The sequence below is a fragment of the Clostridium sp. CM037 genome, from assembly GCF_055081095.1.
The window spans coordinates 1,017,508-1,031,729 of record NZ_CM143650.1; the positions used below are offsets into that span (position 1 = coordinate 1,017,508).

Annotated in this window: 12 protein-coding genes and 1 riboswitch; of the genes, 11 read left to right on the forward strand and 1 reads right to left on the reverse strand. The window is 29.9% G+C overall.

Going from position 1 to position 14,222, the window contains the following annotated elements:
- The first annotated feature begins 25 nt into the window (after nt 1–25).
- The 5 genes from ACWJKP_RS04770 (at nt 26) to ACWJKP_RS04790 (ending at nt 3,167) form a co-directional block, all read left to right on the forward strand.
- Nucleotides 26–160, forward strand: coding sequence for a hypothetical protein (locus ACWJKP_RS04770; RefSeq protein ID WP_263492398.1), 135 nt, complete (start codon nt 26–28; stop codon nt 158–160).
- Nucleotides 161–598: 438 nt separating this feature from the next.
- Nucleotides 599–1,180, forward strand: coding sequence for a DJ-1/PfpI family protein (locus ACWJKP_RS04775; protein ID WP_165411637.1), 582 nt, complete (start codon nt 599–601; stop codon nt 1,178–1,180).
- Nucleotides 1,181–1,531: 351 nt separating this feature from the next.
- Entirely contained in the window at nt 1,532–2,155 is a 624-nt protein-coding gene (locus tag ACWJKP_RS04780; RefSeq protein WP_165411638.1) for an HAD family hydrolase, read from the forward strand.
- 325 nt (nt 2,156–2,480) lie between these two features.
- Nucleotides 2,481–2,648, forward strand: a complete 168-nt coding sequence (locus tag ACWJKP_RS04785) for a DUF5412 family protein (RefSeq protein WP_165411639.1) — start codon at nt 2,481–2,483, stop codon at nt 2,646–2,648.
- A 48-nt stretch (nt 2,649–2,696) separates the two neighbouring features.
- Nucleotides 2,697–3,167, forward strand: a complete 471-nt coding sequence (locus ACWJKP_RS04790; protein ID WP_165411640.1) for a hypothetical protein — start codon at nt 2,697–2,699, stop codon at nt 3,165–3,167.
- Between the two features lie 754 nt (nt 3,168–3,921).
- Here ACWJKP_RS04790 and asd read toward each other — a convergent pair.
- Nucleotides 3,922–5,007 (reverse strand): aspartate-semialdehyde dehydrogenase, encoded by a 1,086-nt coding sequence (gene asd / locus ACWJKP_RS04795; protein WP_165411641.1) that lies wholly within the window; start codon nt 5,005–5,007, stop codon nt 3,922–3,924.
- A gap of 287 nt (nt 5,008–5,294) precedes the next feature.
- Here asd and speD point away from each other — a divergent pair, with 287 nt between their 5' ends.
- The 6 genes from speD (at nt 5,295) to ACWJKP_RS04825 (ending at nt 14,195) form a co-directional block, all read left to right on the forward strand.
- Entirely contained in the window at nt 5,295–6,113 is an 819-nt protein-coding gene (gene speD / locus ACWJKP_RS04800) for an adenosylmethionine decarboxylase (RefSeq protein WP_165411642.1), read from the forward strand.
- Nucleotides 6,114–6,969: 856 nt separating this feature from the next.
- Complete coding sequence (locus ACWJKP_RS04805; protein WP_165411643.1) at nt 6,970–8,124, forward strand: glucose-1-phosphate adenylyltransferase; 1,155 nt, start codon at nt 6,970–6,972, stop codon at nt 8,122–8,124.
- An 18-nt stretch (nt 8,125–8,142) separates the two neighbouring features.
- A complete protein-coding gene (gene glgD, locus ACWJKP_RS04810; protein WP_165411644.1) occupies nt 8,143–9,252 on the forward strand; it encodes a glucose-1-phosphate adenylyltransferase subunit GlgD in 1,110 nt (369 codons plus the stop codon).
- 122 nt (nt 9,253–9,374) lie between these two features.
- Nucleotides 9,375–10,814: a glycogen synthase GlgA gene (gene glgA / locus ACWJKP_RS04815; RefSeq protein WP_165411645.1), complete on the forward strand. Its 1,440-nt coding sequence runs from the start codon at nt 9,375–9,377 to the stop codon at nt 10,812–10,814.
- A gap of 21 nt (nt 10,815–10,835) precedes the next feature.
- Nucleotides 10,836–13,268: a glycogen/starch/alpha-glucan phosphorylase gene (locus ACWJKP_RS04820; RefSeq protein ID WP_165411733.1), complete on the forward strand. Its 2,433-nt coding sequence runs from the start codon at nt 10,836–10,838 to the stop codon at nt 13,266–13,268.
- 124 nt (nt 13,269–13,392) lie between these two features.
- Nucleotides 13,393–13,494: riboswitch (purine riboswitch) on the forward strand.
- Between the two features lie 128 nt (nt 13,495–13,622).
- A complete protein-coding gene (locus ACWJKP_RS04825) occupies nt 13,623–14,195 on the forward strand; it encodes a xanthine phosphoribosyltransferase (protein ID WP_165411646.1) in 573 nt (190 codons plus the stop codon).
- The last annotated feature ends 27 nt before the right edge of the window (nt 14,196–14,222 follow it).

Consider the following 14,222-nt stretch of genomic DNA (forward strand, 5'->3'; position numbering starts at 1 on the left):
GAAATTTTTAATGGTGTTTTTAGTGGTGACATTACCTTTAGGATTAATGGGTATTGTTCAACAATTTTTAGGTACAATGTTTGAAAAATGTTGTATGAGTATAGTGGCAATAATAGGCTTCTTGTCAGATACTCGTATTGCCGTTGAAAAACGTTGGTGATATATAAACTATGAGCTAGGCTCTAAATGTTAAACCTTCTGCTTATAATACATACCATTGATGTGAGCGTATAACAATTAATAATTATTATGATCCCTAGAGAACTATTCACTTATCTACAGCGTTTTTCGTGTTAAATCACAAAGGTACCATAGAAATTAAAACTCAAAGATTAATATTAAGGCGTTAGTTGTTTATATCTAATTCCATATATTTTTAAGGGAGTATCATGGAAATCTGTTTATGTATGGTTTCCTAAAAGTATAAAAATTGCACTTTATTTTGTATACATGAGTATTTAGTGTACATATATTTATTAATTAAAAGTTTTTATAAAAAAGTTACAAGTGTATGCTGATATTATGAATATTAAGTATTGTTAGTTTATTTTATTTTCGATAGTATTTACACTATCTACAAATTAAGAGGAGAATAAATATGAAAAAAGTGTTATTATTATTGGCAAATGGATTTGAAACATTTGAAGCAAGTGTTTTTATTGATGTAATTGGATGGAATTACATTGATGGTGATAAATCCACACAATTATTTACATGTGGAAGGACCAAGCAAGTAAACAGTACATTTAATCAAAGGATTATTGTAGACTACACTTTTGATGAGGTAAATATTGATGATTATGACGCATTAGCAATTCCAGGAGGATTTATAGAATATGATTTCTATAATGATGCTTATAACGAACAGTTTTTAGAAATTCTAAGGGGATTTGATAAAAAAAGTAAAATTATAGCCACAATATGTGTTGCTGCATTACCACTAGGGAAAAGTGGAGTTTTAAAAGGAAGAAGAGGAACTACCTACAATAAAAGAGATGGAATAAGGCAAAAACAGTTGAAAGATTTTGGTGTTGAAGTTATCAATCAACCAATAGTAATTGACCAGAATATAATTACATCTTGGAATCCATCGACTGCAATGGAAGTGGCTTTCATATTGTTAGAGAAATTGACAAATAAAGAAAATAAGGAGAAGGTTAAAGAATTGATGGGGTATTAAGAAAATAATTCTTTGGCTAAAAATATATTGTGCTAAATAGCATATTATAAGAAAAGTTACTCTAAGCCTCTGACGCTTTTTCAATACAATTTTTATGTCCCCCCAGAGAACTACCCAGAGTCAGAGCCTTAAATTAAAGAAAAAACAAAAATACTATTATGGGCATTTGATGTATAATTATTCATGAAGGGTGCATTAACCACAAATGTATGATTGATAGATAATCGTAGATTAATTGTTTTTTTGACTTATCTATATTTAGTATCATAGAAGTGGCTTAAATAGCTAGTTTACAAATTGTAGGTATGTAAACTATGTGAAATTACTTAATTTTAACAACGGAGGTTAATAATGTATAATTATGTTATATTTGATATTGATGGTACGATTTTAGATACCGAATTTGCAGTTCTTTCATCACTCCAAAAATTAATGTTTGAAGAATTTAATAAAAATTTTAGCTTTGAAGAATTAAGATTTGCGTTAGGTATTCCAGGAGAGGTAACATTAAATAAACTTGGAATAACTAATCTTCCCGAGTCTAATGAGAAATGGAATAGATATTTAAAAGAATATATTTCTCATGTAAAAGTTTTCGATGACATTAAGGATACATTAGTTAAATTAAATGAAAGGGGGATTTCAGTAGGTATAGTTACTTCAAAGACTAAAGAAGAGTACATAAGTGACTTTGTACCTTTTGGGCTAACCAATTACTTTAAATTAGTGGTTTGTGCAGATGATACAGAAAAACATAAGCCTAATCCAGAACCTATTTTAAAATTTATTGAATTATCAGGAACAGATAAATCAAAGACAATTTACATTGGTGACACTAAATATGATATGGACTGTGCATTCAGTGCTGGTATAGATTTTGCATTAGCGTTATGGGGTGCTAAATCTTCAATTGGGATTAATGCAAATTATATTTTTCAAAAACCTAAACAAATATTGGAACTTATAGAGGGTTAATCCGAATTAAGGGAAACTCAAAATTTGGGGCTCTTAAAGGCTGTAAAATATAAAAGATAAGCAGAAAGATGTATTAACCCTTTTGCTTATCTTTTATTGTTAAAATACATACCATCGGATGTGAGAACATAACAATTAATAACTGTTATCTCCCCCAGAGAACTATTCAGAGGCTTTGAATTTAATATTGGCAAATGAAAAATCAATCTTAACTATTAATTGTAAAAAAAGGTTATCCACATTGTTTCCCGCAAGCTGTTTCCAATATCATAAAAGAATGATACATGAATAATTGTTATTAAGTAAGTATTAAGGAGGGAAATAATTGAAAAAGAAAATATCAGTTTTTATAATTATTGCTATTTTATTTTATGGAGTATATTGGGCTTTCTTTGATATGAGTCTGAGTCGTTTGCCTAAAGGGGAGTTAATAGTAGAATCAAAATCACCTAACGGAAAATATATTATTAAGGCTTATAAATCAAATTTGTAGAAAAGGTCGAAGTAATACTAAGTTATATTAGATGAGAAAGGAGAAAACATGGATAGAACAGATATCCCAATATTGATTTCAATGTCTTATATGCTATTCATTACTATATTATCACTTGTTAAACAAAGAAAATTAATCATACAATCCAAGCACAGTAAAATTTTTAGTATTGTAATGCTTCTTATCGGTGCAATCTTAGGAAGTTTAATGATTTATAAAAGACAAAAATCCTTTGAGGTGTTACTTGGATTAGGTTTATTTATTGAATTTTATCTTATCTCAAAATTAAAGCAAGGTATTTATGAGAATGGTTTTTTTGAATGTACCAATTATAGTACGGTATGGAGTCAAGTGAAAAAAGTAGAGATTTACAATAAAACACATGAAGTACAAATTCTGTATTACAATAATGTTGGCTCCAACGAGTTAGCTTTTGAAAAGAAAAGTCTTAATTCAATTTTACATATTCTAAGAGAATATTTAGATGATGAATTCATTAAGGTCATTAATAAGATATAAAGCTAATGAGTATTATCTTAGGTAAATTACCTATAAAGTTAAGACATATCATTCTTATAATCCAAATCAAGGAAAACACAAAATTTGCGAATTCTACTAAAGCCTGTAAAATATAAAAGATAAGCAGAAGGATGTGTTTAAACCTTCTGCTTATCTTTTATAGTGTTAAAATACATATCTAGAGGCTATTCTAGTGAACCTGAGCCGATAGGCTTCCGGTATTCCCTAATATTGTTTCTAAGAATTAATGGTTTTCTGCCCTTCGATTTCGTTTCCATGAAACGGAAGAGAGTCTTCATTTGATGATAGATTACATAATAGTATGAAATTTCTCCGGAAGTGACTCCAAATAAGAAGCGCAGAAACAATTGAAATCTCATTTAGAAATTCTTGTTTTGTAAATTAAAAATTCTCGTCAGACTTCCAGGAAGGAAGGTTAGCGAACCTGAGGCAGGATGTCGAGTGTGGTCACATAATAATTAATAATTGTTATGTACCTAAGAGAACTACCCAGAGGCAGAGAATTTTATATTCGCAAAACACTGATTTTTAGGCGCAAAAAAAGTATATATTACGTATAATGCATTGAAGCGAGCTTTAGAACTTCTTATTTTATTTTTAATTAAGATGCGTTACGAAAAACATATGTTTGAGCGACAGCGAGTTTATGTTTTTCAGCAGACTAATTAAAAATAAAATTAGTAGTTCTTAGCGAAGTGAATGCATTAATAGTAATATATACTTTTTTTCTACTTTATTTTGAAGTTAAATAACCCTCTTTCATTAAAAGTTCAGCAGAAAGCACTGCACCACCGGCTGCTCCGCGTAGAGTGTTATGAGATAGGCAAACAAATTTATAGTCAAATAATTTATCCTCTCTGAGTCTTCCAAGTGATATGCCCATTCCTTTTTCAATATCTCTATCTAGCCTAGATTGAGGTCTATCATTTTCCTCAAAATATGTTAAGAATTGCTCTGGGGCATTTGGAAGTTCTAAAAGTTGTGGTTTGCCTTTGTAACTCGCCCAATGCTTTAAAATAGTTTCTTTTGATGGTTTATTTTCAAAAGAAACAAAAACTGCAGCTAAGTGACCATCTGCCACAGGAACACGGATGCATTGAGTTGAAATTATAGGCTCCGCAGCATTAACTATCTTATTATTCTCAATATGACCCCAGATTTTTAGGGGTTCCTGCTCACTCTTTTCTTCTTCTCCACCTATATATGGTATAACATTATCAATGATTTCCGGCCAGTCTGAAAATATCTTTCCAGAACCTGATATAGCTTGATATGTGCAAACTAATATTTTTGTGGGTTTATATTCCATAAGGGCGCTTATAGCAGGAACATAACTTTGAATTGAGCAGTTGGGTTTCGCAACAATAAAGCCTCTTTTAGTGCCTAAACGCTTACGTTGTGCGTTAATTAATTCAAAATGGTCAGCATTTATTTCTGGAATAACCATTGGAACATCAGGTGTACCTCGGTGTGCAGAGTTATTTGAAACTACAGGAGTTTCAGCCTTTGCATATTTCTCTTCAATTTCTCTTATTTCATTAGCGTTCATATTAACAGCACAGAAGACAAAATCTACCTCGCTGCTTATTACATCTACTTCATTTATATTTTTAATTACAATATTTTTAACGCTTTCAGGCATAGGTACGTCTAGTTTCCATCTATTATTTACTGCGTCATAATAAGTTTTACCCACAGAGTTCTCACTAGCAGCAATAACAGCTATTTCAAAATAAGGGTGATTTTCAAGTAGTGTAACAAGACGTTGACCAACAAATCCAGTTCCACCTAATAATCCAACTTTTAATTTTTTATACATTGTATTAATACCTCCGATTCTAATGATATACATTTGTAGAAAAATATAAATATTACACTTAAATATATTAATATCCATGTTATACAGGGAATAGTATGATAAACATAAAAACATATATACTACTATTATATATATTGCTATTATAAATAATTATAATGTTAAAAAGTATATACTTCAAGCAATTTATTATATAGAATGGAAAGAAACGATAAATTTATACCTTGACAATGAAGTCATAAGTTATATAATTTTCTTTAGAAGAAGTCTAATAGAAATGGGGAATAAAGTTGGCTAAAAATGAGAAAAATAAAATAAAGCTATATGGATTTAACAACTTAACAAAATCATTAAGTTTTAACATTTATGATATTTGCTATACAAAAACAGAAGAGGATCGCAAAAGATATATAGAGTATATTGATGAACAATATAACGCTGAGAGGTTAACAAAAATTCTTACCGACGTTACTGAGACGATAGGCGCAAGTGTGCTAAATATTGCAAAGCAGAACTATGATCCCCAAGGAGCAAGCGTAACATTACTTATTTCAGAGGAAGAAATTCCATTATATGTGGTGGATCCTTCCTGTAATAGAGGAATTTTAACTCCGATTCGTGAGAATATCGTGGGACATTTAGATAAAAGTCATGTAACAGTACATACTTATCCTGAAAGCCATCCTCAAAATGATATAAGCACTTTTAGAGTAGATATAGATGTAGCCACTTGTGGTACTATTTCGCCATTAAAAGCTCTAAATTACTTAATAGATAGTTTTGATTCGGATATTATTACTATTGATTATAGAGTTCGCGGCTTCACTAGAGATATGGATGGTCAAAAACATTTTATAGATCATGAAATTAATTCTATACAAGATTATATTTCAAAAGAAACTATAAATAAATATAACTTAATTGATATGAATATATATCAATCTAATATATTTCATACTAAAATGATATTAAACGATTTTGAGCTTGATAATTATTTATTTGAGATTAAACAAGAAGATTTAAATGAAGATGAAAAATGTGATATTATACAAAAATTAAAAAAGGAAATGGGCGAAATATTTTATGGTATGGATATTTCTAATGAGTAAATTTCTATGAAATTTTATCTAAGGCACATTAAAATGAATAATTATTCATTTTAATGTGCCTTAATAATTATGAGCTTTATCATAAAGCATGATTATAGAGTTATAGATTTTTAGCTATCTGTAATAAAAACTGAGACAGAAAAATAATTGTAAATATTTAACAGAATATTGGCGGGTAATTTAGTTATAAATGTAACACTTATTCCCAAAAAAATTTTATTGATATAAAAAAAATGTAATTATTTTTAAATATTTATATATTTTTATTATGAAACTTAAAACAGTGTAATAATATTCTAATCCTAAAAGAAACTTTAGTAAACTTGTAGATAAATAATTATTATAAGGAGCAAAATCCACCAATATTTTCCCTATTATTATGATACAATTATAAAAACATTATAAAAATATTATTATAAATATTCAAATAAATGCAGCTAAATAAGGCTTTGCTTTCGTTTTAATAAATTTTAGAATTCAAAATTTATTATTTACAATTACTAAATTATAATTTTTATATGTTTAAAGTGGAGGGTATATTCCTAATTTTTAAAGCGAAATTGTGGATGAGCATCTTGGGGATGGCAAGCCATCAAATATTTTTCTTTGATTAGTCGTTTTGAAAATCCCTAAAGATTCTATGTACCTTGTAGATAAATTTTATGAAACGTATTTGTTCTCATTAATGTATGCATTTTCTAAAGATTTTTTTTTTGTGTTTTTACATGATGAGGTATTAGGTGTAAAAATGTGTAAAAATCTTTATTAAGTAAGATGTTAGCTTTAGTAAAAGTTAGTATTGTAGCTCCGCAGGAGATGATTTAATTAGTAAAGGTTTAGAAAGGAGAGAACTAGCATGATAAAAAAAGAAATGATAGCTATGATATTGGCAGGAGGCCAAGGGTCAAGACTAAAACAATTAACTAAAATCACAGCAAAGCCTGCGGTTCCATTTGGAGGAAAGTATAGAATTATAGATTTTTCTTTAAGTAATTGTTCTAATTCGGATATAGACACTGTAGGAGTTCTTACTCAATACCAACCTTTGGCTTTAAACTCTCATATAGGTATAGGCGCACCTTGGGATTTAGATAGGAAAAACGGAGGGGTGAGTCTACTTCCACCTTACCAAAGTCAAGATGGCGGAAATTGGTATAATGGCACAGCAGATGCTATATATCAAAACACAAATTACATCGATAGCTTTGAACCAGAGTATGTTCTTATTTTATCAGGAGACCATATTTATAAAATGGATTATTCCAAAATGTTAGATTATCACAAAGAAAAAGGCGCAGATGTTACCATTGCAGTATTAGAAGTAACGAAGGCCGAGGCAAGTAGATTTGGAATAATGAACACACGAGAGGATCACAGCATCTTTGAATTTGATGAAAAGCCAGAAGAGCCTAAAAGCAATTTAGCATCTATGGGAGTTTATATTTTTAAATGGTCTGTTCTTAAACAGCTTTTAAAAGATGATAACCTTGATAAAAATTCCAGTAACGATTTTGGTAAGAATATAATACCAAAAATGTTGATAAATAATCAAAAATTATATGCATATCCATTCAAAGGGTATTGGAGAGATGTTGGTACTATTGAAAGTTTATGGGAAGCTAATATGGATTTGCTATCTGACGATAACGAACTTGATATACATGATAATCAATGGAAAATATATACAGTGAATCCTATGATGCCGCCACAATATATCGGACCTAGCGCAAGCATTGACAATGCAATGCTCAATGAGGGATGTACTGTTTTTGGAGAAATAAGCAATTGTGTGCTTTTTCATGGAGTACATGTAGGAAAAAACACTAAAATAACTAATTCCGTAATTCTACCTAATACTAAAATAGGCAATAATGTGGTAATAGATAAAGCTATTATAGGAAGTAATGTTACCGTAAGACGTAATGTGCATATTGGCAATGGAGAAGACATTATTGTTATAGAACAAGGAAGAGAAATTAAGGTTGATTCAAAGAAAATAACTAAATTATAAAACTTGCGAGGTGAGAGCATGCTTAAAAATTATATAGGAATATTAATGTTAAATGAGCAAGAAGATAATATTAAAAGTCTTACAAAATCGAGACCTATAGCGTCGATTCCTATAGGTGGAAGATATAGAATTATTGATTTTGTGCTTTCAAATATGATTAATTCGGGTATTCATAATATAGGTATGTTTACTAACACAAAATCGAGGTCCTTAGTGGATCATTTAGGTTCAGGGAAACCGTGGGATTTAGATAGAAAAATAAATGGACTATTTTTGTTTAATCTTACCTCAGAAACATCACAATTAAAAGATATAGATGCAATAAGTGAAAACATGGAATATATTTATAGAACTAAGCAAGAGTATGTAATAATATCTTCTTCTTATATGTTATGTAACATGGATTACAATGAGGCTGCTAAGTATCACGAAGAATCCGGTAGCGATATAACGGTAGTATACAAAAAAACAAATAATGGGAAGACGCATTATGTAAGTTGTAGCACTTTATATATTGATGAAGAAAATAAAGTTTTGAACATTGGAAAAAACATAGGAGCAGAGGACGAACTAAATATATCAATGGAAATGTATATAATGAAAAAAAGCACTCTTATATCTATTGTAAACAAGTGCATTCAGACTGGATATCATAGTTCGATGAAAGAAGTTATTTGTAGTGAAATTACTGAACTTAATGTAAATGCATATGAGTTTAAAGGATACCTCCAATGTGTAAATTCTGTAAAAAATTATTATAAAACTAGTATGGATATGCTAAATGGTAAAGTAACCAAGGAATTATTCTTTAACAAAGGGTTAATCTATACAAAGAGTAAAGATGAAGCTCCTACTAAATACTTTAATGGATCGAAGGTTAGTAATGCTTTGATTTCCAATGGATGTATTTTGAAAGGAAGTATAGAGAAAAGTATAATTTCAAGAAGGGTAACGGTACACGAAGGGGCAGAAATCAAAAATTGTATAATATTTCAGAATTGCGAAATTAAAAAAGGTTGTAAACTGACTAATGTTATAATTGATAAAAATACAATTATAAGTGAAAATACAGTACTAAATGGGGATGAAGATTTTCCGGTAGTTATTGAAAAAAAATTTCGGCCATAACAATTTTAAAAAATAGGTATTTGAAAATAAATAACAAGTATACTTACTTGTTCACTTTGTTTACAAAATAACAAGTATACTTACTTGTTATTTATTTTCATATATTTAATGGGGGGTTTAGTATGAAAGTATTATTTGTGGCTTCTGAAGCATATCCTTTTATAAAAACTGGAGGCCTTGGGGATGTTGCATATGCACTGCCTAAAGCTTTAAGAAAGCTCGGCATTGACGCAAGAGTAATTATACCTAAATATAGTAAAATTCCTTTGTCATTTAAAAATTGCATGGAAACTATAGCTAGTTTTAAGGTTAAAGTTGGTTGGAGAGATAAGTATTGTGGACTACAACGTTTGACTTATGATGAGGTGCCTTATTATTTTGTAGATAATGAAGATTATTTTAAAAGACCTGAGATATATGGATATTATGATGATGGAGAGAGATTCTCTTACTTTTCAAAAGCAATCTTAGAATCTATAAAATACATGGGGGATTTCGTGCCAGATATAATTCATTGTAATGATTGGCACTCTGGAATAGTACCAGCTTTACTTAAAGAAAATTATAGTGAAGACGAGCGATATAATGAAATAAAAAGTGTATTCACTATACACAATTTGAAATATCAAGGAGTATTCAACAAAGAGATACTAGGTGATTTAATAGATTTAGATTGGAAATATTTTAATGATGAAGCATTAAAATTTTATGACAATGTATCATTTATGAAGGGCGGGATTGTTTTCTCAGATGCAGTAACTACTGTAAGCAACACTTATGCAAGAGAAATACAAACTCCTTTTTATGGGGAATCGCTAGATGGATTATTAGCCTCAAAGGCTGAAAATATATATGGCATAGTAAATGGTATAGATTATGATCTCTATGATCCTAGGGTGGATAAAAAAATATTTTGCAATTATGATGAAAAAAGTATAAAACAGAAAGTGAAAAACAAATTAAAGCTACAAGAAAAACTAGGGTTTACCGTAGATGAAGAAATGCCAATGATAGGAATTACCACTAGACTAGTGAAACAAAAAGGCTTAGATTTAATTGTGGATAAACTCCAGGAATTACTTATTCTTCCGATACAAATAGTACTGCTTGGTAATGGTGAAGGATATTATGAAGATATATTTCAATACTTTGCGTCTATTTACCCAAGTAGGATATCGACAAATATTATTTTCGATGAGGAGCTAGCACAGCAAATATACGCTGCTTCAGATATGTTTTTGATGCCATCTTTATTTGAACCTTGTGGCATAGGCCAGCTTATAGCCTTGAAATATGGAAGTATTCCAATTGTCAGGGAAACTGGAGGGCTCAAAGACACCGTTATCCCTTATAATAAATATACTAGTATTGGTAATGGTTTTTCTTTTGAAAATTATAGTAGTCAAGAATTGTTAGATGCTATAAAGAGGGCTCTGGATTTATACAAAGACAAAGAGTCTTGGAATAAATTAGTTCAAAATGCCATGCTTTCAAACAATAGTTGGGAAAATTCGGCTGAAAACTATATGGAATTATATACTAATCTGAAAAGTAAATTTTAAAATTGCTAGGTGGTGAATATTATAGTAATAGATAAAGAAATATTTAAGTTGGACTATGTAGAGAAACTACAAACAATGTTTGCAGAAGATGAAATTGATGCATCGCCTCTGCATCAATATTATGCTTTAGGTGCACTAGTAAAAGACTATTGCTCTAAACCATGGATAGAAAGTAATAAAGAGTATGGAAAAAATAGAGGAAAACAAGTGTATTATTTTTCTATGGAATTTTTAATTGGTAGATTACTAGATAGTAATCTAGTTAATCTAGGTATAAAGGATATTTGTGAGGATGCTCTTAGTGATTTAGGAATTAGTTTAAAAAAGATAGAGGATATAGAATCGGATGCGGGGCTCGGTAATGGTGGGCTTGGAAGATTGGCAGCATGTTTCTTAGATTCTATGGCATCTACGCAGATTCCGGGTCATGGTTGCGGCATAAGGTATAAATATGGATTATTCAAACAGAAAATAGAAAATGGTTATCAAGTAGAAGTTCCTGATAATTGGTTAAGAAATGGTAATTCGTGGGAGATAAGAAAAGAAAGCAAGTCTGTAGAAGTAAGATTTGGTGGAGATGTACATTTAAATAAAGAGAATGGATTAACAAGAGTTAGCCATGAAAATTATGAGTGTGTAAGGGCGGTACCATACGACACTCCAATAAAAGGATATGAGAATAATACTGTAAATACATTAAGGCTTTGGAGCGCAGAAACTATGGAGGAAGATTTTGATTTTTCATCCTTTAGTCAAGGAAATTATGCAAAAGCTGGTGAAAATAAATATTCAGCGGAGGCTATTTCACAAATTTTATATCCAGATGATAGCTATGAAAAGGGTAAATTACTAAGGCTTAAGCAAGAGTATTTTTTTGTGAGTGCTGGATTACAAAGTATTTTAAGAAATTATAAAAAGAAGAAACTTTCATTTAGTGAGTTTCATAAACACGTGGCGGTGCAGATAAATGATACCCATCCGGCTGTAGCTGTGGCTGAACTAATGAGGCTATTAATTGATGAGGAGGGTTTATCTTGGGACGCTGCAATGGATATTACAACGCGAACTATGGCATATACTAACCATACAATTATGGCAGAGGCACTAGAAAAATGGCCTGTAGATATGTTTAAAAAATTACTTCCACGTATTTATATGATTGTAGAAGAAATAAACAGGCGTTTTTGTAATGAAGTGTATCATAGGTACAATGGAGATTGGAATAAAGTCAATAAAATGTCTATTATTTATGATGGATATATAAGGATGGCGTATCTCGCTATTGTAGGAAGTCATTCTGTTAATGGAGTTGCAAAATTGCATACAGAATTATTAAAGCATCAAGAATTGGCTGATTTTTATGAGTTCTTCCCAGAAAAATTTAACAACCAAACTAATGGCATAACTCATAGAAGATGGCTATTAAATTCTAATCAAAAGCTCGCAGAACTTATAACGGAAACTATAGGTTATGGGTGGGTAAAGTCTCCAAATGAGCTCCATAAATTAATGGATTATTCAAAGGATACCGCTTTTCAAGAAAAAACACATAGCATAAAAACGAATAATAAAATAAAATTTTCAAACTATATATTAACCAACTATGGAACTGAAATTGATCCGAATTCCATATTTGACGTTCAGGTAAAAAGACTGCATTCCTATAAAAGACAAACTTTAAATGTATTCCATATAATGCATTTATATAACCAGCTTCTTGAAAACCCTAATTTAGATATGGTTCCAAGAACTTTTATATTTGGTGCGAAAGCTTCTCCAAGTTATTATATAGCAAAACAAACTATTAAACTTATTAATACAATAGCCTCTAAGATAAATAATGATCCTATAGCGCGCGGTAAAATAAAGATAGTATTCCTTGAAAATTATGGTGTGTCATTAGCTGAGAAAATTATTCCTTGTGCTGATGTTAGTGAACAGATTTCTACTGCATCTAAGGAGGCTTCTGGAACTGGTAACATGAAATTTATGATGAATGGGGCTATAACACTAGCAACCTTAGACGGGGCAAACGTAGAAATATTTGAAGCAGTCGGAAAAGAAAATATTATATTATTTGGACTAACATCAGAAGAAGTAATAGAATATTACAAGAATAAAAGTTATAACTCTTATGATATATATAATAGCGATCAAAGAGTAAATACTATAGTGAATCAATTGGTAAATGGATTTTTAGAAACTCCTAAAATTGAATTTATGAGCATATATGATAGTTTACTATTACACAATGATGAGTATTTTGTGCTTAAAGATTTTGATGCTTATGTAAAGGCACATAGAGAAATTGACAGGTTATATAGACAAAAGTCCATTTGGCAACAAATGGCCATTACAAATATTGCTAAGTCGGGTATCTTTTCAAGTGATAACACTGTAGAGAAATATGCAAAAGAAATTTGGGGAATTCCTGCGGTTAATATTAAATTATAATTGTATAAAAATGCTGTACTAGATTATTATCTAGTACAGCATTTTTTAAAATACATATTGATTTAACGAAAAAAATGTTGTAGTATTGATATACAACTATAAATACGAACAATTAATAAAAAACAAAACTTAATATTCGCAAACTCATATAAGCTTAGAAATATGGACTAAGCGTTTCTACCAAGTAGCCGTAAAATACTTGACTATGGGTGTTTTAATAAAAATAGTTAAATAATTCTAAAATGAATTTTTTTATTATAAACTCCCTAGCTAACGCGTTAAGCCGTTAATAGAGGAGTTTTTTGTTTTGCAATGAATCGTATGTTGAAAATATAGTTAATAAAGGAGAAGATTATGGAAATATTAAAGGATAAAATATTAACGCAAGGGTCAGTAATAGGTAGTGGAATTTTAAAGGTTGATAGTTTTTTGAATCATCAAATTGATATAGTGCTCTTAAATGAAATTGGAAAAGAATTTAAAAAAAGGTTTGCACAACATGAAATCACAAAAATATTAACAGTTGAAGCATCAGGTATAGGAATAGCATGTATTGTGGCACAATACTTTGGTAACATTCCTGTAGTTTTTGCAAAAAAACATGAAGCCACTAATTTGGATAGCAATACATATGAAGCTGATGTGTTTTCTTTTACAAAAAATAAGAATTATAAAATTAGAACTAGTAAAAAATATATAAAAAAAGAAGATAAGATTTTAATAATTGATGACTTTTTAGCTAATGGGAATGCTGCATTAGGACTTATAAAAATTGTACGTCAGGCTGAAGCCGAAGTGGTTGGAGTGGGAATTGTAATCGAAAAGGCATTTCAAAATGGAAGAATATGCATAGAAAAGGAGGGTGTTAAAGTAGAATCATTAGCCATAATAAAATCTTTACAAGATAACAAGATAGTTTTTAGCTAAGACTTATTATTTATTATAGGGGAGGAA